Below are 24,704 nucleotides of genomic sequence, written 5' to 3'. Positions count from 1 at the left end.
ACGGCGCGCACCGCGCCACAACCCTGTTCAAGCACTTCGCAAGAGAGACGAGAGACACCATGGACTATCAAAAGCGTCAAAAACGATTCTGGCACCCGATGAGCTCGGCGGCCGCCGGGCATACGACTCCCACCGTGATCATCGCGCGCGGCGACGGCAACTACGTGTACGACGTCGAGGGCCACCGCATGCTCGACGGCGTGGGCGGCCTGTGGAACGTCAACGTCGGGCATAACCGGCCGGAAGTGAAAAGCGCGATCGCCCGGCAGATGGACGAACTGTCGTACTACCAGACCTTCGACGGCGTCGCCCATCCGCGCGTCTACGATCTGGCCGACCGCCTGTGCGCGATGTTCGCGCAGGAGGACATGCAGCGGGTCATGTTCGGCAGCGGCGGGTCCGACGCGATCGAGACCGCGCTCAAGATGGCGCGCCAGTACTGGGTCGCCGCGGGCGAGCCGTCGCGCACGAAATTCCTGTCGCTGCGCAACGGCTATCACGGCGTGCACATGGGCGGCACGTCGATTGGCGGCAACGGCGTCTACCATTACAATCACGGCCCGCTGCTGCCCGGCTGCGTGCTGCTCGACACGCCGTGGCTCTATCGCAATCCGTGGAATTGCGACGATCCGCAACAGCTCGTCGAGCACTGCATCCGGCAGATCGAGGAAACGATCGCGTTCCACGGCCCGCAGACCATTGCCGCGTTCGTCGCCGAACCCGTGCAGGGCGCCGGCGGCCTGATCGTCCCGCCGGCCGATTACTGGGCTCGCGTGCGCGCCGTATGCGACCGCAACGGCATCCTGCTGATCGCGGACGAGGTGGTCACCGGCTTCGGCCGCACCGGCAGCCTGCTCTGCAGCCGCGGCTGGGGCGTCGCCGCCGACATCCTGTGCGTCGCCAAGGGCATTTCCGCCGGCTACGTGCCGCTCGGCGCGACGCTGTACAACGGGCGGATCGCCGACGCGATCGAACATGGGGCGGGCTTCTCGCACGTGGTCATGCACGGCTATACGTACAGCGGCCATCCGCTCGCCTGCGCCGCGTCGCTCGCGGTGCTCGACATCGTCGAGGCCGAGGATCTGCCGGGCAATGCGGCGCGGGTCGGCCAGCGCCTGCTCGAGCAATTGCTGCCGCTGAAGGCAGACTTCGAGACCGTCGGCGACGTCCGCGGCAAGGGGCTGATGCTGGCGCTCGACCTGGTGACCGACAAGGCCAGCCGCACGCCGCTCGATCCGGGCAAGGGGTTCGCCGCCCGCGTGGCAGATGCCGCGCGCCGGCGCGGCGTCCTGGTCCGCGCGATCGCGAACAAGGTCGTGATGTCGCCGCCGCTGACGCTGCGGCAGGACGAAGCCGACTTCATCGCGGTGACGCTGCGCGAAGCGCTGCAGGAATGCTGCGCGGATTCGCTGGCGATCGCCTGAGCGCGAACCGGCCCGGCGCACGGGCTTTTCGTCGAAGGTTCGTGCGCGTCGCCGTCCGGCTTCGGTTCGACGACGATCGCCGCGGGGCGCCGAAGTCGACGATCGGCATCCCGCCTGTTCCCGTTTCGTTTTAAAGGAAGACAAGTCAAATGGAAAACCGGGCCGTTGCATTCACGGTGGAGAAATACCCGCTCGCGCTTCGACTGCTGCACTGGGTCAGGGCGATCCTGATCGGCGCGCAGCTCTGGACCGGCTGGACGATGGTCCGGCTCGACGACAACCTGCCGGCCAAGTTCGACTGGTACTACCCGACGCACAAGGAATTCGGCGTGCTCACGCTGCTGGTGGTCGTCACGCAACTGGCAATCCGTTCGATGAAGCCGTTGCCGCCGCTGCCTTCGACCCTGCCGACGCTCGACCGCAAGCTCGCGAAGATCGGCCACTACCTGCTGTATGCGCTGGCGATCGTCGTGCCGCTGATGGGTTATTCGATGTCGAGCACGTTTACGCAGAGCGACGGCGTGCCGTTCTTCTTTTTCCGCGTACCCGAGCTGCTGCCGAAGAACGACCACTGGTTCGAGGCGTTTCAGTGGTTGCACAGGACGCTCGCCTACACGCTGCTCGCGCTCGTCGTGCTGCATGTGCTCGGCGCGCTGAAGCACCGATTCTTCGACCGCAACCCGGAAAACGACGTGCTGCGGCGAATGCTGTAACGCCGCCACGCGGAAACCTCGCGCCCGGTGAGCTTCCGCATCCGGTCCGCCCGATCGCGGCGGGCCGATCTTCTTCACCATAAATATTTCGTTTTACTAACGACAAGCGGACCCGCCGCACGCGTCCGGCGCCGTCGCACGCCGTCGGAAACCGCGCCGCGTGGGCCGCCCACACCTGGAGATCGACGATGAAAAAGATAATGGCGGCCGTATCGGCCGCGAGCGCCATGGGTTTCGGCCTGACGGCCCATGCGCAAGGCACGGTGACGCTGTACGGCCTGATCGACGAGGGCGTCAATTTCACGAGCAACGCGGGCGGCAGCCACGCTTACCAGATGGTCAGCGGCGATACCGTCGGCAGCAACTGGGGCCTGAAAGGGACCGAGAACCTCGGCGGCGGGCTGAGAGCGCTGTTCCAGCTCGAGAACGGTTTCAACGCGAGCACCGGTGCGCTCGGGGTCACGTCGCGGATGTTCGGCAGGCAGGCCTACGTCGGGCTCGATTCCGATCGGTTCGGCACGCTGACGTTCGGCCGCCAGTACGATCCCACGCTCGACATATGGAGCCCTTTCACGGCCACCGGAAACTGGCTCGGCGACTTCGGCGCGCATCCGTACGACAACGACAACGCCGACTGGGACTACCGCATCCAGAACAGCATCAAGTACGTGTCGCCGATGTACGGCGGCTTCAAGGGCGAAGTGCTGTACGGGCTCGCGAATCAGGCGGGCGGCTTCGCGCGGAACCGCGTGTACAGCGCCGCCGTGCAGTACCAGGCGGGCGCATTTTCCGCTGCCGTCGCGTACCTGAAGGCCGACAATGGCGGCGCAACCGCGGGCGGCGCGTTGTCGAGCGACGATACGGTTTTCAGCGGCCGCTCGCAGCAGAACATCGATGCCGGCGCATCGTACAAGTTCAGCGACAAGCTGACGCTGTCCGCCGCGTATTCGCATGTCGACGTGACCAACCCGGAATTGAATCTCTACTTCGCGAACCAGCCGGCGGCAGGCTCGCAGCACGCGTGGAAATTCGACAACTTCGAGGTCAACGGCCAGTATTTCTTCCGGCCGGACGTCTGGCTCGGCGCGGCCTATACCTACACGCATGCACATGTCGCGACGGCGGCGGGCGATGCGTCGCCGAGCTGGCACCAGCTATCGATGATGCTCGACTACGATCTCAGCAAGCGGACCTCGACGTACATTCAGGGCGCGTATCAGCATGCAACCGGCAATACCGGCACCGACTTCGACTACGCACACGTGCTCGGCACGGCCGGGCAGTCGTCGGGCCGCAATCAGCTGGCGTTGCGCGTCGGGATGATGCATCGCTTCTGAACCCGGCGGACCACACGGGCTCGCAGCGTGCGCGGCAGCCCGTGCTTTCCCGAACCGTCAGAACTGATGCCGCACGCCGAGCCGAACCGCCGTCTGCGCCGCACCGGACGCCGGCCCGCCAAGCGCCGCTTCGACCTGGGCGCCGTAAGCACCGTCGTGCCCGCGTGCGAATACCGCGTACAGGCCCGTACGTTTCGACAGCGAATAGTCGGCGCTCAACGTGACCTGATTGGCCGAGCCGACGTCGCCGCCGCGCTGCTGGTACTGGAACCCGCCGCCCAGTTGCAACGACGGCGTGACGGCATAGGTCAGCCCGGCGTCGCAAGTGGTGGCCCGCAGCGGCGCGGCGGCACTGATCCGCACGTCCGACACCATGCCGAAGACGCGGAGCGGACCGACGTTGTAGCCGGCCCCGACCGAGAAATTGCGCAGATTGCCGCCGGCGGTCACGTCGTGCTGGCCGAAATAAGCGAGGGCGGCACTGAACGCGCCCTGTGCGTAGGACAGCATCGCGCTTTGCACGCTGCCGCGCGCGACCGTCCCGGGCACGTTGCCGAACCCCCACATGCCGCCGAACGACAATCCGCCGAATGACGGGCTCACGTACTTCACCGCGTTGTTCACCTGGACGCCCCATACACGGTTGTCGAGCGCGCCGCCCGCCGATGCGTTCGCCGGCAAGCCCCACGCGAGCAGGCCGGCCGGCGTGTTCGCACCGATCGCGAACGCCGGCAGGAGATCGCCGACGAAATCGAACTGCCGCCCGAGCGTCACGGTCCCCCAGTCGCCACCGAGCCCGACGTACGCTTGCGAACTGAACGCGGAGCCCGGCACGGTCAGCGCGCCGTCTGACGTCTGGAACTGGCTTTCGAGCCGAAACACCGCGTAGCCGGCACCGCCGAGATCCTCCCTGCCCGTCAGGCCCCACACGTCGTTGCGCGACACGCCGGCCTGCAACGCGACCTGACGCCCGCCATGCGGGGCGGACGCCACGTCGCTCGTATAGGTCACGCCCGTGTCCAGCGAACCGTAGAGCGTCACGCTCGATTGCGCGAACGTCGGTGCGACGGTTCCGCAGCCGCATAAAGCCATCATCCGAAACCACCCTTTCATCGTCTTCTCCTCATCGAAACTTCCCGGCCGATGCGCGCGCGATCCGACCGGCTCGGCGGCAACCTCGACCGGGTGCGATTTCTTCCATTAAAATAGGAATCCATATCATTCAAGGTGAAACGATCCTCCCCGACGCGGCCGGCCCGCACCGCGCCCATTCGCCGCCGTGGTCCCGGTCGCCGCCCGCACGACATAAGTTAGACTACGGCCTGTCGCCCGCGGCGGCGCATGCCGTGCCGCACCCCGGCAGCCCGCAGCGCGTGCGTCCTTCCCGTTCCATTGCCGCAAGCCGTCTGAATCCCGGATCACGTCATGTCGAGCCTCACCAAAATGCTGTCCATCCTCGACGTCTTCTCTTCGTCCGCGACGTCGATGACCGCCGAGGAAATCGCCGAACACATGGGCTTTTCGCGCACCACGTGCTATCGCTACGTGAAGGAACTGGCGTCCGTCGGCCTGCTCGTCGGCACCAACGGCCGCTATACGCTGGGCCCGCGCATCATCCATCTCGACTACAACATGCGGCAGTCGGACCCGACGCTCACCGCCGCGAAACCCGTCATCCAGAAACTGGTTCAGGTCACCGGCGGCGATGCGCTCGTCTCGACGCTGTTCGACGAGCAGATCATCAACGTGATGCACGAGACCGGCGCCGAGAATCTGCAGTTGGGCTTCGGCCGCGGCCGCATCATGCCGTTGTTCCAGGGCGCGTCGTCGAAGGTGATCGTCGCCGCGATGTCGCGCGCGCGGCTGAAGCGCCTGCACGAACGGCACAACGCCGAGCTGGGCGAGTTCGCCGCCGACTGGACGCAGTTCTGGCGCGCCTGCCAGCAGATCGTCGAGGCCGGATACTGGATCTCGCGCGGCGAGCTCGACGCCGGGTTCGTCGGCATCGCCGCACCGATTCGCACGGCCAGCAGCGGCGACGTCAACAGCAGCCTGTCGCTGATCTTTCGCGCCGAACACTTCGCGCTGTTCGACGAACACGTACTCGGCAAGCTCCTGATCGACGCCACCGCACGGATCGGCGACGCCACCTGAGCATTCGCGCGGCATCGCATCGCGAACGATGCCGCATCCGAAACGCCCACGTGCGCGGTCAGTTCATCTGCGTGATGAACTTGGTGACCAGGTAGCCGTCGAACGTCTCCGTTCCGCCCTCGCTGCCGAAGCCGCTGTCCTTCACGCCGCCGAACGGGATCTCCGCCGGCCCCATGCCGAAGTGATTGATGTTGACCATGCCGGCTTCGAGCGCACGGCCGATCCGGTGCGCATGGCGCGCCGACGTCGTGAACGCGTACGACGCGAGGCCGAACGGCAAGCGGTTGGCTTCGTCGAGCGCATCGTCGAGCGCGTCGAACGGCACGATCCCGACGATCGGCCCGAACGGCTCTTCGTTCATCAGCCGCGTATCACGCGCCGGCCCCAGCACGACCGTCGGTGCGAAATAGTGCCCCGGCCCCGCCGTCGGCAGGCGCGCCCCGCCTGCGGCAATCTCCGCCCCTTTTGCCTTCGCGTCGGCGACGAACGCGTCGATCTCGGCTACGCGTCGCGCATGCGCAAGCGGCCCCATCGTGGTCGCCTCTTCCAGCCCGTAGCCGACGCGGATCTTGCCGACCGCCTCGAGATATGCGGCGACGAACCGGTCGAACACCGGGCGCTGCACGAAAAAACGCGTCGGCGATACGCAGACCTGCCCGGCGTTGCGAAACTTGTATGCGGCCAGCATCGTCGCCGCGCGTTCGACGTCGGCGTCCGCACAGACCAGCACCGGCGCATGGCCGCCTAGTTCCATGGTCATGCGTTTCATGTGCGACGCGGCAAGCGCCGCCAGTTGCTTGCCGACCGGCACCGAACCCGTGAACGAGATCTTGCGCACGAGCGGCGACTCGATCAGTTGCCTGGACACGTCGGCCGGCACGCCCCAGACGATGTTCAGGCAGCCCGCGGGTAATCCGGCGTCGTGGAAGATGCGCGCGAGCGCGACGATCGCGCTCGGCGATTCCTCCGGCCCTTTCAGCACCAGCGTGCACCCGGACGCAAGCGCCGCCGCGATCTTGCGCATCGCCTGGCTGAACGGGAAATTCCACGGCGAGAACGCCGCGCACACGCCGATCGGTTCGCGCAGCACCGTCTGGGCGACGTCCGGGGAGCGCGACGGCACGACGCGGCCGTACGTGCGACGTCCTTCCTCCGCGTGCCATTCGAGCTGCTCGGCGGACGACACGACCTCGGCGATCGCCTCGCGAAGCGGCTTGCCCTGGTCCATCGTGATGTGACGTCCGATCGCGTCGGCGCGCTCGCGCACCAGCGCAGCCGCGCGGCGCAGGATGTCCGAGCGCGCGAGCGGCGACTCGCGGCGCCACGTCGCGAACGCGCGATGCGCGGCGCGCACCGCGGCGTCGATATCGGCCGGCGTCGCATGCGGCAGGTCGCCGAGCACGTCGCCGGTGCCCGGATCGAGAACGGGCTGCGTGCGCCGGCCGTCGGCCTGAAAGAACCGGCCGTCGATATACAGATGGAGCGACGCGTAATCGCGCCGCACATCGGGTGCTATGTGGGAGGTCAAGGGCGTAAACGGAATCAAGACGGATACCTCGGTAGAAACTGCACGATGGGCCGGGCAACGCGACGATCGCATCACGCGGCCGATGGCGGTGCGCGCAGCAGGCCGCCGATTTCCTGTCGGAGGATCTGGTTTTCCTGCCGGACGAGCAGATGCCGGACCTTGCCGCGAAACGTCCTGAATTCGGGATCGGCCATCAGCACCGCACGACGCCGGGCACGATCGTCCAGCGAATCGAACGCCCACAGATAGACGAGCTGGTTCAGCGGTCCGATCTCCGTCGCGAAACACCCGACCATCGTGCCGAGCGCGTGCTCCTGCGGTGCGCGACCGCATTCCGCGTACAGCCGCAGATACTCGGCGACGCCGCCCGGCACCAGCGTGTACGTGCGTTGCTCAACAAACATGCGCGCTCTCCCGTTGTCGCGCCGCAAACGCGTGGAATGCCGCGGTCACGCCCGCCATGCCGGCCGCGTCCGTCTGCGCCGCCACATAGCGGTCCGGACGGACGACGACGAGCGGCCCCGCGTGCCTGTCGAACCATTCGGCCATCGCGTTGTCGACGTCCTCGACGCACTCGCTGCCGTGCGCGCTCGCGATGCGCTGCTCGCGGCACGTTCCGCTGCGCGAACGGACGATCTGCACGAATTTCGCGCCCAGCGCGGCCCAGAACGCGCGATCGTCGTCGCTCAGGCACGCCTGTGGGTCGCATCGCCAGCCGATGACCGAAAACCACGGGCCGAGCACGTCGTCGAGCTTGCGACGGGCGCCGTCGGCCGTTTCGACGTCGGGCTGGACGATCATGCGCCCGACGGCGCCCGACGCGCCGGTGACCACGATCCCGTGCGTATAGCTCGGCATCGGCTTGAAGCGCATCTGCAGCACGTAATCCTTCAGGCCGGGCGCATGGCGCGCGAGCCCGAGGAACCGGTCGCGCAGGAACGCGACCAGACGGCTGGTCGGCATCAGCATCGCGCCGAAGGTGTCCGCGAGATCGATCATCGCCTTCGCGTGATCGCGGCGCTCCGATTCGTACGTCGAGATCACGCTCCGGTGCAACGTGCCGTTCACGACCCCCGCGAGCTTCCATGCGAGATTGCCCACGTCGCGCAGCCCCGCGTTCAGCCCCTGGCCGATCCACGGCGGGCTCAGGTGGGCGGCGTCGCCGATGAGCGCCACGCGTCCGGCGACGAAACGTTCGGCCACGCGAGAGTGATGCGTGTAGGTGCGCGCACGCACGATCTCGATGCGATCGACGTCGTCGACGTACGGTTCGATCAGCGCGCGGATCGACTCCGGTTGCGCGATCGCCGCTTCGTCCTCGTGCGGAAACACGAGAAATTCCCAGCGTCGGTAGTTGAACGGCAGATAGATGCAGACGTTCGGGCGTCGCGGGTCGCAGTTCAGCGCGGTACACGGCTGGTCGAGCTGCGCGTTCTTCACGTCGACCACGACCCATTTGATCGGATGCGTCGTACCGGCCAGCCTGATGCCGAGCATCTCGCGCACGGGGCTGCGTCCGCCGTCGGCCGCCACCACGTAGTCGGCATCGAGTTCGTATTGCCGCCCGTCGGCGGCACGCACCTGAAGCGTCACGCCTTCGTCGTCCTGCTCCAGGCCGACCACCTCTTCGCCCGTGCGCAGGGACACGTGCGGATAGCGCGCCAGCGCGTCGCGCAGCGTACGCTCGGCCAGGTGCTGCATGAAGATGTTGCGTCGCCACCAGCCGAACTCGCGTATCGACGGACGGATGTCGGCGAAACATTCGCCGTTCGCCTTGAACATGCGCAGCGGCACGTTCTGGATGATGTCGCGGCTCAGCTCGTCGGCCAGACCGGCCGTCTGAAACAGCCGCAGCGCCTCGTCGTCGATGCCGACCGCACGCGGGAACTCGACGATCCGCGCCTCGCGTTCGACGATGATCGTATCGACGCCATACAGGCCGAGCAGGTTGGCCATGGCCGCACCATTCGGCCCCGCGCCGACGATGGCGACCTTGGTCCGGTTCCGGTTGTTCGCTTTCATTCGCCGGCGCCTCCCGCGCGCCATGCGGCGTCGTCGAGACGATCGAGCCAGGTGCGCAGCGCGTGATTGAATGCATCGGGCCGATCGTCGTGCACGTAATGCGTCGCGCCGGGTATGTCGATCCGTTCGATCTCCGCATTGGCGGCCGCCATTTCGGCCGCCACGTCCGCGGACAGGAAATCCGAGTCTCCGCCGCGCAACAACAACGTGGGCACGTGCAGATTGAGGATCAGCGGCCAAAGATGGACGAGTTGCGCCGGTGTCGCGGCCAGCCGGGCCGCCGCGATCCCTTGCGCGTCGTGCCGCCATACGATCCGGCCGCGCGCGTCCGCCTTCAGCGAGTGTGCGAGGCGCGAGTCGAGCGCGGATTCCGCGACGTTCGGCCGCTGGCGTCGCCAGAACGCGCGCGCGTCGTCCCACGACGCGAACGCGTCCGGCGTGTCCCGCAGCTCGCGCTTGATGCGCTCGGAACCCGGCGATCCGGCCGACGCACCGGGGCCCATGTCCTCGATCACGAGACCGGCGAGCCGCTCCGGTCGTGCCGCCGCGTAGACGAACGCGTTGGCCCCGCCCATCGAGTGCCCGGCCAGCACGAACCGTCGCAGGTCGAGCGCCCGCACCAGCGCGTCGAGATCGCGCACGTAGGCCGCCGCGTAGTAGTCCCGCCGAGGATCCCAGTCGCTCAGCCCGCGCCCGCGCTGATCGAGCGCGACGACCCGGTAGCGGTCGACCAGCGCATCGGCGACGCTCGCCCAGGTATGCGCGTAACTGCGCAAGCCGTGCAGCATCACCACGGCCGGCGCATCGTCACGCCCCCAGCTCACGTAGTGCAGCCGCAATCCATCGTTGTCGATCCATCCATCCCTGGCGGATGCCGCGTTCATCATGTGCTCCCCGGCCGGCATGCGCGATCAGACCAGACCGTCGCGACCGACGATCTCGCTCGCCTTCAGGCCGCCGAGCCGCGCATGCAGCCGGCCGCGCGTCGCGAACGCGAAGATCACCAGCACTTCGTCGTCGTTGGGCGCATCGGGAAACAGGCACGTCACCGTGTCGTAGTGCGAGCGCACGTAGAGCGCATCCTTGTGCGCGAGCGGCACGTCGATCACCGTATTGATCGGGCCGCGCTTGCCGCTCGACGGCACCCACGCTTTCCCGCCGCCCAGCGCCGCCCGGATCGGCTCGGCGAAGATCGACGTGAGGAACGCGTTGCCGTGTTCGTATTCGCCGGCCGAGCCGACCAGGCAGGCCTTGCCGTAGCTCTCGATCGCGCGGCCGGCGGCGAGCGATTCGATGCGTCGCGCGAATTCCTTGCCGAGCGCGGGCGACGGGCGCACGAGATCGTCGAGGTTTTCGCTGAATCGTCCCGCGTACGGGTTGTGAACGGCCGCGGCGATCACGATCTTGCGCAGCGGCTCGCCATCCGCGAGCTGGCCGGTTTCGTTCGCGAGCGAATCCTCGATCTGCGTGTACCACTTGCGGATATGAAAGCCTTCGAAATTGGCGGTCTTGCTCATCAGTATTCCTTTATAAAACGTCGATGATGCGGATTGAGACGCGGCGCTTCAGTCGAACAACGGTTCGAGCTGGAACGGATCGCTCGGCGCGTTGTATCGATGCAGCACGCGCTTGCCCTCTTCGTCGTCCGTGACGGTCTCGCAGAAGAATTCGAGCCGGTTGCCGTCGGGGTCCGTGAAATACACGCCGATCCCGACCTTGTGATCGGTGATCTTGACGATCGGCACGCCGCGGCGAAGCAGCATCCCGTACAGGCGACGCAATTCGGTCAGCCCGCCGGCGATCTCGAGGCCGTAGTGCTGCAGGCCGATCGTGCCGAGCTCCGCATCGGACGCCGCGCGAATCAGCGCGATGTCGTGGTGCTTCTGGCCGAACGACATGAACACCCACTGCTCGCCGCGCGCGGTTTCCGTCATGCCGAGCACCTCGGCGTACCACGTGCTCGAACGGACGGGGTCGCGCACGAACAGCGACAGGTGCGTGCGCTGCACGCGCGGCGTCGGCAGCGGCAGGCCGCTCGCGTTCGCGCGCTCGGCGTGTTGCCGGATATCGGACGGTGTCATCGTTCGCTCCGCTCAGTGGGTCGACTGCGCGTGGGCGGCCAGCGGCGCCTCGAACGGCGTCCACGCCACCGCCGTGATCTCGCTGAAATCGCGCCATTCCTTGATCCAGTTCCGGCCGCCGTCGCTCGAACGGAACAGGTGCCCATACTTGGTGCCCGCATAGACGAGCGCCGGCCGGGCCGCATGCACGCCGAACGCCCAGAACGTGGAGTTCGGCGGCGTGTGCAGGTCCATCTCGCGCCACGCGTGGCCGCGATCGGCCGAGCGGTAGATTCGGCTGCGGGTGCCCGGCGTGCCGTCGCCGATCGCCATCAGCAGGTCGCCTTCCGGCTCCGGCAGTTGTACGACGGTGCGCGTGTAGTACAGCCCGTCGAAGCGGTCGCGCGACAGCTTGCCGTCCCAGGTCCGGCCGTCGTCCTCGCTCACGTACACGGCGTTGACCGTCAGCAGCACCGTGGTCTTCGGCCGGTCTTGCGCGGCGGGCAGCACGGCGATCGCGTGAATGTCGCTGTTGCGGATCGCGCTGCCGGGGCCGTCCACGCGCGCCCAGCTCGCACCGGCATCCCGGCTGCGCCACGCGCCGCCCTCCTCCACGCCGTACCAGACGTTGCTGCTGTCGTCCGAATCCACGCAGATCGTCAGCAGCCGCGGACGGTTGACGCCCGAGCAGAACTCCGGCAGCTCGGGGGCCGTTCTCGCCCAGGTCAAGCCCGCGTCGCTCGACTTGTAAAGCGCGGCACGCGACGGCGCGCCGGTGCCGGCATAGAGCACCGCCGGGTTCGCCGGATCGATCGCGATGGACCAGACCGTCTGCCCGTTCAGCAGGTTGTCCGGCCGAAACCAGTGCGCGCCGCCATCCTCGCTGATGCACAGCCCCGAATCGGCGCCGGCATAGACGCGCGACGGCGTCGCGGGATCCACCGCGAGCGAGCGCACGATGCCGTCGAACTCGATCGGTTCGGCGAGCCCGAGGCGATGCCAGGTCTTGCCGTCGTCGTTCGAGCGCAGGATGCCTTGCCCCGCGGTGGCGACCAGTACGGTTGCGGTCATGAAATGCTCCTCGTGTCAGAGAAAAATGCCGCGCGTGAGCCCGCCGTCGCAGCCGATCGATTCGCCGGTGATCGAGCCGGACTTCGGCGACGCGAGAAACGCGACGATCCACCCCATTTCTTCCGGCTGCAGCACGCGGCGGATCGGCGTGACCTTCACGTAGTTGGCCTCGACCTCCGCGGCCGTGAGCCCCTGCTTGCGCGCCTCCGTCTCGTAGAGCTCGTGGATGTGCGGCGTTTCGACGACGCCCGGGTGAATCGTGTTGACCGTGATGCCGAACGGGCCGAGCTGGTCGGACAGCGTCTTGGTCAGGTGGACGATCGCCACGTTGCGCATGCCCGACAGTTGCTTGCTGCCGCGGCCGGTCAGGCCGCCGATATTGACGATCCGGCCGAAGCCGTTGCGCCGCATGTACGGCGCGGCCGCCTTCGCGCAACGCAGGTAGCCGACCACCTTGATATCGATGTCCTGCAGCAACCCTTGCGGATCGGCATGCTCCAGCTCCGCCCGCACGAGCCCGCCCGGGTGCGCCGCGCCGTTCAGCAGGATGTCGAGCCGGCCGAAGCGCTCGACGCTCGCTGCCATCGCCGCTTCGACCGACGCCATGTCGGTCGTGTCCACCGTGACGGGCACGATGGCGCCGGCCGCGCTGCCCAGCGGCGCGAGCGCCGCGCGAATCTCGGCGGCCGCGACTTCGAGGTGTTCGATGCGTCGCGCGGCGATCGCGACGTTGACGCCTTCGCGCGCCAGTTCGAGCGCGACGGCCTTGCCGATGCCCATGCTGCCGCCGGTGATGAACGCGGCTTTTCCGTGCAGTTGCAGATCCATGTCGATGAAAGGTGAGAGTCGGGATTGAGGAAACGAGCGCGTGACGCGATCAGGACAACCGCATTTCGACGAGCGTCGGCCCGTCGGTGCGCGCGAGCGCGCCGTCGAGCGCCTGCACCAGCGCATGCGTGTCGCTCACGCGTTGGGCCGGCACGCCATAGCCGCGCGACAGCGCGAGCCAGTCGATCGGCGGATCGTCCAGCAGCGTCAGGCGGCTGGCGTGCGGCGTGTCGGCCGGCAGGCCGCTGCGCGCGAGCTCGGTCTGCAGGATGCCGTAGCGCCGGTTCGATGCGATCAGCATCACGATCGGCAAACGCTCGCGCGCCATCGTCCACAGCGACTGGATCGTGTACTGCGCACTGCCGTCGGACTGCAGCGCGAACACGCGGCGCGCCGGGCACGCGACGGCGGCGCCGAGCGCCACCGGCAGCCCCTGGCCGATCGCGCCGCCCGTGTTCGTGAGAATGGTGTGGCGGCGCGCGCGTGCCGACGCGGTCACGAACGGGTAGCCGCACGTGCCGCCCTCGATCGACACGATCGCATCGTCGGGCAGTGCATTCGCGAGCACGCGGCCGACGGCCTGCGGTGTGAGCGGCCCGTCCTCCACGCGCCAGCGCTCGACGCGCACGCCATCGTCATTCGTTGCCGCCGCACCGATGCGATCGGCCAGCGCCTCCAGCGCGTCGTCCGCCGCGTCGCCCGGCGCCGCCAGCGTCACGATGTCCTCCGGCCGCGCGAGTTCGCCCGGAATGCCTTCGTAGCCGAAGTAAGTGACGGGCGCGAGCGCGCCGGCCAGCACCACGCGCCGGCCGGCCAGCGCCGCGAGCGCCGGCTCGGGGAAATACGGCAGGCGGTCGATGTCCGGCAGGCCGCCGCCGCGCTCCGCCCGCGCGGGAAACGTCTCGCTGAAGCAGGTCGCACCGGTTGCCGCCGCGATGCGCGCCGCCGCACGCTGGCCGCGCGCCGACAGCGCGCGGGCGCCCATCAGCAGGACGGCGCGATGGCCGCCGAGCAGCAGATCGGCAACCTGTTCGACGCGAGCGGCATCGAACGACACCGCGGCCGGGCGCACGACGGCGGGCCACGCAGCACCGCGCACCTTGGCCGACTGGAGATCGACGGGCAGCACGAGCGTCGCGACGCCGCGCCGCGCGCCCATCGCGGCCGAAATCGCGTCGGCCGTATCCGTCGCGAGGTCCGCGTCGCGCGCCACGCTGCGATACCACACGGACACCGGACGGGCGAGCGATTCGATGTCGGACGTCAGCGGCGCGTCGTACTTCAGATGCTCGCGCGTGTGATCGCCGACGATGTTCAGGATCGGCGTGCGGGCGCGGCGCGCATTGTGCAGGTTGGCAATGCCGTTGGCGTGGCCGGGCCCGAGGTGCAGCAGCGTCATCGCGGGCTTGCCGGCCATGCGGCCATAGCCGTCCGCGGCGCCGGTGCACACGCCCTCGAACAGCCCGAGGATCGAGCGCATGCCCGCCACGGTGTCGAGCGCACCGACGAACGGCATCTCGGTCGTGCCGGGATTGGCGAAACAGACGTCGACGCCGGCATCACGCGCCGTGGTGAGCACGACGCTCGCCCCGCTTGTTGCTTCGATATCGCTGTTCAACGCTGGAATGTTCATGCGGCTGCTCGACGGGTTTGGCTGAAGTGTTTTTACTGTAATCCCGAATTACGGGATTTGTCAAACCATCCAGTTTCAATTTCGCACTCCATCGAGGCCCGCGTTTACCCGTAATCTCACCGTTCAATTCTGCAAGTAACAAGACAGGCGAACTGTTCAGCCTCCATCAACCAACGACATATTTCCCACAATTCGGAATTTAACGAAATCGACACATCAGATCGATCGCATCCGTCGGGCGCGCCGTTTTGCTTCCCGCACTCAATCTCAAAATTACGATTGCAAATGCCTCTCATTTGCATTAAATTGCCGCGCGAATGTACTGTTTGGAACACAGATGTCGGCGCAAGGCCGCCCGCCGTGCCCGAACGCGAAGCACATCAAAAGGGAGGAGTATGAGCAGGAGGAACTGGGCGGCCGCACCGATGGCCATCGTCGTCGGCACGGCCGGCATGGGCGCCGCCGACGCGCAGGAAACGGCGCTGCCGACCATCGAGGTGTCCGCGCAACGCGCGACGGCGCCGTTCCGCACGCGCGAATCGACGAGCGCGACGCGCAGCGAGGCGGACGTGATGGAGATTCCGTTCGCGGTCAGCAGCGTCGATACGAAGCTGATCCAGACCGTGGCCGCGACGCGCGGCGACGATCTTTACGACTGGGTCGCGGGCGTCTCGCGCCAGAACAACTTCGGCGGCCTGTGGGACAACTACGCGGTGCGCGGCTTCGCCGGCGACGGCAACACGTCCGGCACCGACTACCTGGTCAACGGCTTTTCGTGGAATCGCGGCATGAGCGTGCCGCGCGACACCGTGAACCTCGAGCGCATGGAAGTGCTCAAGGGGCCGGCGTCCGCACTGTATGGCCGCGGCGATCCGGGCGGGATCATCAGCTATACGACGAAGCAGCCGCAGTTCACCCGCGCGAACACCATCGGCGTGTCGGCCGGCAGCTACGGCGCATTGCGCCAGACGCTCGATTCGACCGGCCCCGTCACGAAATCGCTGGCGTACCGCTTCGTCGCGATGAACGAGAACAACGGCAGCTTTCGCGACACGGTGTCAAGCAAACGCTACCTGTTCTCGCCGTCGTTCACCTGGGACATCGGCGCGGACACAACACTGCACTACGAATTCGAGAGTGCGCGTCAGCGCGCGCCGCTCGATCGCGGCGTGCTGGCGGTCAACGGGCAGCTCGGCGTGATCCCCGCGTCGCGTTTTCTCGGCGAGCCGCGCGACGGCGACTATGACGTGCGCAACACGGGCCACCAGTTCACGCTCGAGCATCGCATCGATTCAGGCTGGTCGATCAACGCGGGCGTCGCGCAACGCAACACCGACCTGTCGGGACGCTCGTCCGAAGCGTTCGCATTGCAGCCGGACGGCCGCACGCTGTGGCGCCGCTACCGGCAAGTCGCGTTTCATTCGAACGACCTGCAAGGCCGCCTCGAGACGACCGGCGCGTTCCGCACGGGCGGCATCGGCCATACGCTCGTGATGGGCGTCGATGCGTACCGCTTCAACTACGATCAGTTCGTCACGCGCTCCACGCCGAGCGCCGCGGCGCCGTATGCGATCGACATCTTCGATCCGGTCTACGGCCAGCCCGCGCCGACGCCGCGCACCGCGACCAACCTGCTCGAACGCGACGACGGTCAAGGCGTCTACGCGCAGGACACGCTCGCGTTCGGGCCGCACTGGAAAATCCTGGCCGGGCTGCGCTGGGATCGCTTCCACCAGTCGATCGACAACCGCCTGAAGGGCGTGACGACGAGCCAGTTGCAGACCGCGGTGAGCCCGCGTCTCGGCGTCGTGTATGAAATGAGCCCCGCGTTGTCGCTGTATGCGAACACCGCGTATTCGTTCCGGCCGAACAACGGCGCCGACGTCGGCGGCAACGCGTTCGATCCCGAAAAGGGCCACGGCTACGAAGCCGGCGCGAAATGGGCCGGCGCGCGCTCGCTCACGACCGTCTCGGCGTTCTACGTGACCAAGCGCAACGTGCTCACCGCCGATCCGGCGAATGCCGGCTTCTCGCGCGCGGCCGGCGAAGTGCGCAGCCGCGGCATCGAATTCGAATGGAGCGGCGACCTCGGACACGGCTTGCGCGGCATCGCCAATCTCGCGTACGTCGATGCGGAGGTCACGCGCGACACCGTGCTCGCGCCCGGTTCGCGCCTCGTCGACGTACCGCGGCTGAGCGGCAGCGCACTGCTGATGTACGAGACGACCCTGCCGTTCGCGGACAAGGCCGGCGCCGGCGCCGGCGTGATCTACGTCGGGCGCCGGGCCGGCAACACGGCCAACACGCAGGACGGCTTCGAACTGCCGGCCTACGCGACCGTGCAGCTCAACGGCTATCTTCAGGTCAACAAGCACCTGCGTGCGTCGGTCGTGCTGAACAACCTGTTCAATCGCACCACGTACGTCAGCTCGTACAACAGCCTGTGGGTCACGCCGGGCGCGCCGCGCAGCCTGTTCGCGTCGCTCGCCTACTCGTTCTAGCACGACCAGGACGGCTGACGCGACGCGCATCGCGCGTCAGCCGCCGACCACGAATCGCGCGCCCAGCGCGAGCAGCAACGCAGGCGGCATCACGCACGCGCCGATCGCGAGAAATGCGCGGAAACCGACCTGCAACCCTTCGCGCCGGATCGCCGCCAGCCACAGGATCGTCGCGAGCGATCCGGTGATCGACAGGTTCGGGCCGAGATCCACGCCGATCAGAATCGCATCGATCACCGTTTGCGGGCTGTGCGCAGCCTGGATCGTCGAGCTCGCGATCAGCCCGGCAGGCAGGTTGTTGACCCCGTTCGACACGAGCGCGACCGCGACGCCGGCCGCGGCGGCGGCAATGTGCTCTCCGCTTTGCATCAACGCGTGCAGCAGCCCCGCCAGTACGCGCACCGCGCCGGTCCGGTCGAGCGTCTCGACGACGACGAACAACCCCGCGACGAGCGGCAGCACGCTCCATGAAATCGCGCGAACGATCGGCACGCACGCCGCGCGATCCCGCATCACCACGCATGCGACCGTGACGACACCCGCCAGCGCGGTCGGCAACCCGAGCGGGCGATCGAGGACCGACACCGCCATCAGCGCGACGGCCGTTGCCGCGATGCCCGCGAGCGCGATGCGCCCGCCGCCCGTCAGCGGCTGCACCGGCAGCCCGGATTCGCAGCGGCCGGCAAGCGCCCGTCGCTGCACGATCCTCAGCATCACGAACGTACCGGCGATCGACGCGACGGACGGCGCCGCGAAATGCGCGAGCCATACGCCGAGCGCCGGCATGTGCGCGCCGTACAGCACCAGGTTCGCCGGATTCGAAATCGGCAAAACGAAACTCGCGGCATTGGCGACGAGCGCGCAGCTGTACAGCAGCGGCATCGGGTCGGCTTTCGCGCGGCGCGCGGCGGCAAGAACCGCGGGCGTCAGCACGACGGCGGTCGCATCGTTCGACAGGAACACCGTGGTGACGACACCGACCCCGTAGATCAGCGCGAACAATCGCCGCGGCGAGCCCTGCGCGAGATTGACGACGCGCGTCGCGACCCAGTCGAACAGCCCCTCGCGGCGGGCCGCCTCGGACAACAGCATCATGCCCGTCAGGAACAGGTAGACGTCGCCCCCTTTCGCGACGGCGTCCAGCGCCTGCGCGACGGGCAACAGGTTCAACGCGACCAGCAGCAGCGCGCCGCTCACGGCCCACGTGGCCTCGGGCCAACCGAACGGACGCGTGATGACGCCCGCGGTGGCGAGCGCGGAAATCAGCCAGGCAAGCGAAACAGGATTCATGGGCAAGTCGACACAGGCATGGAAATCGAAATCGCTTTCACGATGATGTCGCCGATAGATCGGCGGGCTTGCCGCACGCGCCGCTCAGCGATCGCGCATGACCGAGCCACAGCGCGAGCGAGCCCGTCGACACGGCGCCCAGTACGACGAACGCGACCGGATAGCCGAAGTGCTGCGCGAGCACGCCGCCGAGCACGGGGCTGAGCGCCGCGCCGATCCCCTGCGCGGTCGCGACGGCGCCCTGCCCGGCGTTCACGCGGCCGGAGCCATGCAGCAGGCGAACGACGAGCGCGGGCACGACCACGCTTTGCAGGCCGGCGCCGATGCCGTCGAGCATCTGCACCGGCCATACACCCGCTTCGCTCATCCACGCCGCGGCGACCGCCCCGCGCACCGGCAGCACGAGGTACGAGAACAGCAGCACGCGCCAGTAGCCGTGCGCGCGAATCAGCCGGGGCGCGAGCCAGGCCGCCGCGATCATCACGCACTGCGCGATGACGATGGTCTGCGCGGTGAACGCGCTCGCGTTGCTGCGATGCGTGACGACGACGCCCATCCCGTAGAGCGGCAGCATCGCGGCGTTGCCGAGATGAAACAGCGCGAGCGACGCGCCGAGCAGTACCAGCGGCCGGTTTTCGGCGAGCGTGCGCAGGCCGCCGACGCGCGACGTCGACGCCGCGTCCAACGCATGCGGATGCGCAGCATCCGTTCCCGGCGCGCGGCCATCAGGCTCGAGACCACGTGCGCAAGCATGATCGATTGCGTGCCCGGGAATCGCCAACGTGCTCCCAACCGCAAGGACCGTGAACACGGCGACGAGCGCGAACACCGCGTCGAATCCGACATGCCAGCCGAGCCACCCCGCGAGCGCCGCGCCGGCGACGTTGCCGGCATGGTTCGCCATCTGGTTGCGCCCGAACTGCCGGTCGAAACCCTGCCGACGCACGATGCCGAGCGTCACGCCCGCGACCGCGGGCGCGAGCACCGCGCCGCCGACCGCCGCCAGGATCTGCGACACCGCCACCGCCGGATAGCCGCGCACGAACATCAGCGCCAGCGACGCAAGCGCCGTCACCGCGGTCGCCACGACGATCAGCGCCCGCTTCGCGCGCACCGCATCGACGAGCGCGCCGGCCAACGGTGTCGCGGCCATCGCGGCGAGCCCGGCCAGCGTCATGACCGTGCCGATCGCATCGGCGCCCCAGCCGCGCGACAGCAGGATGACGCCGATGAACGGACCGATGCCGGCCTGCACGTCGGCCAGGAAGAAATTGAGCGCTTCGAGCGCGCGTGCCGGTCTCACGGTCGCCGCACGGTCATGCGACATCCGCATCGACGAGCTCGGCAATGTCGCTCACGTCGAGCGTCGCGCCGTGCGGCGTGACGACGCCGTGCCCCCACGCCTGCACATGGATGCCGGCCTGCAGGTAGTCGTGCAATGCTGCCGCCGCATGCGGCGGCAGACGCAACGCGACGCCGCTCGTCAGCAACGCGCCGTTCAACTCGCCTTTCGGGCCGTACAGCCCGAACGCGACTTCTCCACTGAATTCCATCGGCCGTCGAGCCGGTCGCGGCGGCTTCGGGACAGCGTGCTCGGGCCCGGCGTCGACGATGTCGACGCCGCCACGCCCGGTCAGTTGCACGGCCGCGATCATCGCCGCGCGACGCGGTTTGACGCCCCGCACGCGGATGCGGTCGCCGACCGCGACATGGCGCACCAGTTCGCGGCCCAGATGCGGCGGCACGTGAACCTGCAGGTCGCCGTTCAGGATCAGGCCGTCGATTTCTCCGTGCGGATCGAGCAGGAACTGCGTGACGCGGCCGCGCGTTTCGGGGAGGCAGGCGGGATCGATCCAGTGCATGACAGGACTCCTTTCGATGGATTGCGGAACGGCGCCGCGCGTTTCAGCGCGCGACATCGTCATAGAGATTCACGACATGGCCCGGCGCGCCGAACGCCGTGGCCTGCAGCGCTTCGCCGTATGCGTTGCGCGTGCCGTAGCCGATCGCGGCCACGCGCTCCCCGGGCGCAAGCAGCGCGCCGAATTGCCGGGCGGCCGGCACGGTCAGCTTGACGATCGCGCCGCCGTCGAGCATCACGCCGTCCGGCTCGCCGCGCGGCGCGTGCGTCACGCGGCGCACGACGCCGGACACGCTCAGGCGCGCGAGGTTGACGCCGCGCAGCATGGCAGGCACGGGCGCGACGGGCGCGGGCGGCTGATCGGACAGCGACGCGCCGGTGCCGTCGTTGCGGACGACGCGTGCATGGATTTCATCGTCGAAGCGCCGTTCGCCGGCCACCGTGACACGCTCGCCCGACCGCACGAGCGCAGCCAGTTGCGAACCGAGATGCGGCGGCAGACGGACGAGCGTGCCGTCGGTCAGCACGAAGCCGTCGACGGTCCCTTCCGGATTGATCGTCAGGCGCGACAGCGTGCCGGAAACCAGCGCATCCGATCCGGTGTCGTTGCCGGGCCCGACGGGCAAAAGCGCACGCGGCCCGGACGGAGGCGGAGGCGGCATGGCGCCGGCCGGGTCTTGCGCGCGCGGTGCCGGCGGCACCTGCGCCACGCTGACCGTTGCGACGGCAACGAACGCGGCGGCGCAGAGCATGCGAGACGAACGGCGAACGGCGGCGCGGCCTCGCGGCCGCGATCGAACGACAGGCGGGTACGGCTTCATGACGGGTTCCGGCGACGGGTTGCGATGCATCGATATCCGCAATACCCGTGCCAACCCGCGACGCACCGCGCGGCCGTGCGCCGAGCGCCGACGTACGCCCAACGTGTCGGGTTTTCCGACACGTGGCTTCACCGGCTGTCGGCCATTCCGACAGTGGAAACCGCGCGACTCGACGCCTAGGGCGTTTTCACGCTAATAACGGGCTTGCGCTGGCCCCCAGAAGGGCCGAGCGCGAGGATTGCGACGAAGCGAATACTCGACGTATTCGCGAGGAGCATGACGCAGCGATCGGCCCTTCTGGGGGCCAGCCCCACGAATGCATTTTTCAGACAGGGGAACGTGCCTTTCCGCCCACATTGCGGCGTCGTGCGTCGCTTGTTTGGCACGGCCAAACGGCGCTCCTTACTCCTTGCACGCGCCCAAAGGAAGTCCCCTTGGGGGACGGGCGGAAAGGCACGTTCGCAAGCCCGTTATTAGCGTGAACACGCCCTAGTCGTCGCGCTCGATCCCGAGATTCGCCATGCGCGCATAGAGCGACTGGCGGCCGATCCCGAGCTGCCTCGCGGCTTCCGCGCGATTGCCGTTCGCGCGCTCGAGCGCACGCAGGATCGCCGCGCGCTCGACCGTCGCCAGCGCATCGGGCAACGGCATGTCGAGCAGGTGCGCCGGCACCGCATCGGCGCCCGGCTGGCGCGCGGGCACGGCGGGCAGGCCGAGATCGGCCGCACTGACGGCCGGCCCGGGAGCGAGCGCGGCCGCGCGCTCCATCACGTTGCGCAGTTCGCGGACATTGCCCGGCCAGCGGTGATCGAGCAACGCCCGTTGCGCGTCGTTCGTCAGGTGCAACGGCCGCATGCCAGCCGCGCTACCCAGGAAATGCGCGGCGAGCGGAAGAATGTCGGCCACGCGATCGGCGAGCGGCGGCAGGTGCAGCGGAATGACGTTCAGCCGATAGAAGAGATCTTCGCGGAACGTACCGTTCGCGACGGCCGCGGCGAGGTCGCGGTGCGTCGCGGCCACGACGCGAATGTCGATCGCCGTCGCTCGATCCGCGCCGAGCGGCGTCACCTGGCGCTCCTGCAGCGCGCGCAGCAGCTTGGCCTGCATCGCGGCGGGCATGTCGCCGATCTCGTCGAGAAAGAGCGTCCCGCCGTCGGCCTCGACGAGGCGCCCCGCGCGATCGGCATGCGCGCCCGTGAACGCGCCGCGACGATGCCCGAACAACTCGCTTTCGAGCAGGTCGGCCGGGATGGCCGCGCAGTTGACGGCGACGAACGGCCCCGCGTGCCGTGCCGATGCGGCATGCAGTACGCGGGCCGCCACTTCCTTGCCCGTACCCGTCTCGCCGGTCACGAGCACGGTCGCGTCGCTCATCGCGGCCCGGCCGACCTGCTTTTGCACGTCGCGCATCGCGGCGCTCACGCCGAGCAGTCGCGGCCGGTCCGCCGAAGGTTCGCCCGCGAAACCGCCTTCCACCGGCGCGAGCGCGGGCGGCTGATTCGCCGACACGATGCGTTCGAGCAGTTGCGCGATGTCCCGGCGCCCGATCGGCTTCGTCAGATGATCGAATGCGCCGAGCCGCATCGCTTCGATCGTGTTGTCGCTGGTCGCGTGGGCCGTCAGCATGACGACCGGCATCGCGGCCAGGGCGGGATCGTCGCGCAATTGCGCCAGCACGGCCAGCCCGTCCAGGTCCGGCAGGCGGAAATCCAGAAAGACGCATTCGATGTTGCCGCCGTCGCGCAGCGCGCTCAGCGCGGCCCGGCCGGATGCGGCCTCGACGGCCCGATGGCCGAGATCGGCCAGCGTTTCGGCGAGGCCGTCGCGAAATGCCGCGTCGTCGTCGACTATGAGGATGTTTGCCATGGAATTTCAATCACGAATGCGGCGCCCTCGTCGAGCCGCGCCTGCCCGCCGTGCGCCGCCGCCACTTCGCGGACGACGGCGAGACCGAGGCCCGTTCCGTCCGCGCGCCCGGTCACGAACGGCTCGAAAATCCGCTCGCGCTGCGCGGCCGGCACGCCGGGGCCGCTGTCCGACACGGTGATGCGCAACCAGTCGCGCCCGGCGAACGGATATCGTTCGGCCGCGAGCGTGACCGCGCCGCCCGCGCCCGCGTGGTGCAGCGCGTTGAGCAGCAGATTGTCGAGCGCGCGCCGCATCTGGTCGGGATCGAAGGCGGGAAAATCCGACGGCCACGCGAGCCGTTCGCCCTGCCCCGCGAGCGACAGCGTCAAGTCGATCGCCTGCCGCTGCGCCAGCTCGCGGTGCGCGTCGACGACCTGCGCGAGCCACGCGTCGACGTCGACACGCGTCGCATGCGGACGCACCGGCTGCGTCAGCGCGAGCAGGCTCGACAACTGCGCATCGATGCGCTCGATCTGCGCGAGGATCACGCGCAGCGCATCCTGCTGCCGCCGGCTGTCGCCGGCCAGCGCGTTTTCCGCCTTCAGCCGCATCGCACCCATCGGATTGCGAATCTCGTGCGCGACCTGCGCGGCCAGTTTGCCCAGCATCCCGAAGCGTTCGGCCTGCGCGAGGCGCGTGCGGAGCTCGGCGGCCTGCTGTTGCAGCAGGTCGGCGCGCCGCGCCCGCTCGTTGAACGCATCGATGACGCGGTCGAGATCGGGTTCGCCGACGTACGGCAGGTGATGCTCGCGACCGTCGGGCCCCAGCCCGCTCTCGATCCGTGCGAGATTGCGCTTCCATCGGCGCAGCGCCACGGCCAGCGCCGCCGCGATCGCGAGAATCACCGCGAGCACGGCGGCGAGCCCCGTTGCCAGCAATTCCCCGTGCCGGCCCAGCGGCGGGCGCGCGCGTGTCAGCATCCACACGTACAGCCCCGATCCACCGCGCACCGGACACGCCGCCGCGATCACGGCGTCCTGCGCGCCTTCGACGACGTTCGCGGTCGCGGCATGCGTCGCGGCCGCGGCTCGCAGCGTGCGGAGGATCAGCGGCGTTTCCGCTTCCGGAACGTCGCGTTTGACGCCGCTGCCCTGATAAGTGGGAAACGAATACGCGAGAAAGCCGCTCGCGGCAGGCGCGGCGCCGGGCATCCAGAACCCGCCCTCCATGTCCGCGGCACGCGAGAGCACGATGTCGAGGATCGCGTGCATCAGTTCGGGGGCAGGCTCGGCGCCCGCCGACGCGGAAGCGCCGTAACGCGACGCGACCGCTTCGCACGCCGACGCGCCGGCGGCCTTCGCGCCGGCCACCTGCTGACTCTCGGCGGAGCTCGCCGTGACCCAGACGACCGCGACCAGCGTCGCGCACAGCGCCGCGACGAGTGCCCAGAGCATGACGAGTTGGGTGGAAAACGACGGACGCTTCATCGGATCAGGCTGGCGGTCGAGGACGACAGCATAGCGTATTGCATGCGACGTGAAGCCGCCACGGCCGCCATGCATCGTACGGGGCGAGCCGCCGGATCGGCCTCGAACGAGGAGCGCCCGATCCGG

Annotated in this window: 21 protein-coding genes; 5 read left to right on the top strand and 16 right to left on the bottom strand. The window is 68.5% G+C overall.

Going from position 1 to position 24,704, the window contains the following annotated elements; genetic code table 11:
- Positions 1-59: 59 nt before the first annotated feature.
- The 3 genes from C5F75_RS20340 to C5F75_RS20330 all read left to right on the top strand — a co-directional run bounded on the left by C5F75_RS20340 (position 60) and on the right by C5F75_RS20330 (position 3,474).
- Positions 60-1,424, top strand: coding sequence for an aspartate aminotransferase family protein (locus C5F75_RS20340; protein WP_059577801.1), 1,365 nt, complete (start codon positions 60-62; stop codon positions 1,422-1,424).
- Positions 1,425-1,573: 149 nt separating this feature from the next.
- Positions 1,574-2,137 carry a cytochrome b gene (locus tag C5F75_RS20335; RefSeq protein ID WP_059577799.1) on the top strand — a complete coding sequence of 188 codons (564 nt, stop codon included), beginning with the start codon at positions 1,574-1,576 and terminating at the stop codon, positions 2,135-2,137.
- 188 nt (positions 2,138-2,325) lie between these two features.
- Entirely contained in the window at positions 2,326-3,474 is a 1,149-nt protein-coding gene (locus C5F75_RS20330) for a porin (protein WP_059577796.1), read from the top strand.
- Between the two features lie 57 nt (positions 3,475-3,531).
- On the opposite strand, the gene C5F75_RS20325 is transcribed toward C5F75_RS20330, so the two are convergent.
- A complete protein-coding gene (locus tag C5F75_RS20325; RefSeq protein WP_059577793.1) occupies positions 3,532-4,587 on the bottom strand; it encodes a porin in 1,056 nt (351 codons plus the stop codon).
- Between the two features lie 312 nt (positions 4,588-4,899).
- Here C5F75_RS20325 and C5F75_RS20320 point away from each other — a divergent pair, with 312 nt between their 5' ends.
- Entirely contained in the window at positions 4,900-5,628 is a 729-nt protein-coding gene (locus C5F75_RS20320; protein WP_059577791.1) for an IclR family transcriptional regulator, read from the top strand.
- Positions 5,629-5,686: 58 nt separating this feature from the next.
- Here C5F75_RS20320 and C5F75_RS20315 read toward each other — a convergent pair whose 3' ends face one another.
- From C5F75_RS20315 to C5F75_RS20275, 9 genes are read right to left on the bottom strand one after another with little or no spacing between them, the layout of a single operon-like run.
- Positions 5,687-7,174: an NAD-dependent succinate-semialdehyde dehydrogenase gene (locus tag C5F75_RS20315; protein WP_059577788.1), complete on the bottom strand. Its 1,488-nt coding sequence runs from the start codon at positions 7,172-7,174 to the stop codon at positions 5,687-5,689.
- Positions 7,175-7,227: 53 nt separating this feature from the next.
- Positions 7,228-7,560, bottom strand: coding sequence for an NIPSNAP family protein (locus tag C5F75_RS20310; protein WP_059577785.1), 333 nt, complete (start codon positions 7,558-7,560; stop codon positions 7,228-7,230).
- Positions 7,550-9,178: a bifunctional 3-(3-hydroxy-phenyl)propionate/3-hydroxycinnamic acid hydroxylase gene (locus C5F75_RS20305; RefSeq protein ID WP_059578038.1), complete on the bottom strand. Its 1,629-nt coding sequence runs from the start codon at positions 9,176-9,178 to the stop codon at positions 7,550-7,552. The genes C5F75_RS20310 and C5F75_RS20305 overlap by 11 nt, the downstream gene beginning before the upstream one ends.
- The gene (locus C5F75_RS20300; protein ID WP_179231827.1) at positions 9,175-10,062 is read right to left on the bottom strand and encodes an alpha/beta fold hydrolase; all 888 of its coding nucleotides are present in this window, start codon (positions 10,060-10,062) and stop codon (positions 9,175-9,177) included. The genes C5F75_RS20305 and C5F75_RS20300 overlap by 4 nt, the downstream gene beginning before the upstream one ends.
- Positions 10,063-10,089: 27 nt before the next feature.
- Positions 10,090-10,695, bottom strand: a complete 606-nt coding sequence (locus tag C5F75_RS20295; protein ID WP_059577779.1) for an amino acid synthesis family protein — start codon at positions 10,693-10,695, stop codon at positions 10,090-10,092.
- A gap of 48 nt (positions 10,696-10,743) precedes the next feature.
- A complete protein-coding gene (locus C5F75_RS20290; RefSeq protein ID WP_059577776.1) occupies positions 10,744-11,259 on the bottom strand; it encodes a VOC family protein in 516 nt (171 codons plus the stop codon).
- A gap of 12 nt (positions 11,260-11,271) precedes the next feature.
- Positions 11,272-12,309, bottom strand: a complete 1,038-nt coding sequence (locus tag C5F75_RS20285) for a WD40/YVTN/BNR-like repeat-containing protein (RefSeq protein WP_059577773.1) — start codon at positions 12,307-12,309, stop codon at positions 11,272-11,274.
- Between the two features lie 15 nt (positions 12,310-12,324).
- Positions 12,325-13,137 carry an SDR family NAD(P)-dependent oxidoreductase gene (locus C5F75_RS20280; RefSeq protein ID WP_059577770.1) on the bottom strand — a complete coding sequence of 271 codons (813 nt, stop codon included), beginning with the start codon at positions 13,135-13,137 and terminating at the stop codon, positions 12,325-12,327.
- A 49-nt stretch (positions 13,138-13,186) separates the two neighbouring features.
- On the bottom strand, positions 13,187-14,770 hold the full coding sequence (locus tag C5F75_RS20275) for an acetolactate synthase large subunit (RefSeq protein ID WP_059577767.1): 1,584 nt from the start codon (positions 14,768-14,770) through the stop codon (positions 13,187-13,189).
- 395 nt (positions 14,771-15,165) lie between these two features.
- Here C5F75_RS20275 and C5F75_RS20270 point away from each other — a divergent pair, with 395 nt between their 5' ends.
- On the top strand, positions 15,166-17,271 hold the full coding sequence (locus C5F75_RS20270) for a TonB-dependent siderophore receptor (RefSeq protein WP_059577764.1): 2,106 nt from the start codon (positions 15,166-15,168) through the stop codon (positions 17,269-17,271).
- Between the two features lie 36 nt (positions 17,272-17,307).
- On the opposite strand, the gene C5F75_RS20265 is transcribed toward C5F75_RS20270, so the two are convergent.
- The 6 genes from C5F75_RS20265 to C5F75_RS20240 all read right to left on the bottom strand — a co-directional run bounded on the left by C5F75_RS20265 (position 17,308) and on the right by C5F75_RS20240 (position 24,578).
- Complete coding sequence (locus C5F75_RS20265; RefSeq protein ID WP_059577761.1) at positions 17,308-18,561, bottom strand: arsenic transporter; 1,254 nt, start codon at positions 18,559-18,561, stop codon at positions 17,308-17,310.
- A gap of 37 nt (positions 18,562-18,598) precedes the next feature.
- The gene (locus tag C5F75_RS20260) at positions 18,599-19,864 is read right to left on the bottom strand and encodes an MFS transporter (RefSeq protein ID WP_081066640.1); all 1,266 of its coding nucleotides are present in this window, start codon (positions 19,862-19,864) and stop codon (positions 18,599-18,601) included.
- A 13-nt stretch (positions 19,865-19,877) separates the two neighbouring features.
- Positions 19,878-20,423, bottom strand: coding sequence for a hypothetical protein (locus tag C5F75_RS20255; protein WP_059577760.1), 546 nt, complete (start codon positions 20,421-20,423; stop codon positions 19,878-19,880).
- A gap of 43 nt (positions 20,424-20,466) precedes the next feature.
- The gene (locus C5F75_RS20250) at positions 20,467-21,084 is read right to left on the bottom strand and encodes a hypothetical protein (protein ID WP_226094203.1); all 618 of its coding nucleotides are present in this window, start codon (positions 21,082-21,084) and stop codon (positions 20,467-20,469) included.
- A 648-nt stretch (positions 21,085-21,732) separates the two neighbouring features.
- The gene (locus tag C5F75_RS20245) at positions 21,733-23,109 is read right to left on the bottom strand and encodes a sigma-54-dependent transcriptional regulator (protein WP_059577757.1); all 1,377 of its coding nucleotides are present in this window, start codon (positions 23,107-23,109) and stop codon (positions 21,733-21,735) included.
- Positions 23,091-24,578: a sensor histidine kinase gene (locus C5F75_RS20240; protein WP_059578030.1), complete on the bottom strand. Its 1,488-nt coding sequence runs from the start codon at positions 24,576-24,578 to the stop codon at positions 23,091-23,093. Before C5F75_RS20240 ends, C5F75_RS20245 begins: the two co-directional genes overlap by 19 nt.
- Positions 24,579-24,704: the final 126 nt, after the last annotated feature.

This window comes from Burkholderia anthinoferrum (assembly GCF_002925705.1).
GTDB lineage: Bacteria > Pseudomonadota > Gammaproteobacteria > Burkholderiales > Burkholderiaceae > Burkholderia > Burkholderia semiarida.
The sequence above is the reverse complement of the archived record's forward strand: the minus strand, read 5'-3'. Positions and strand labels throughout refer to the sequence as shown.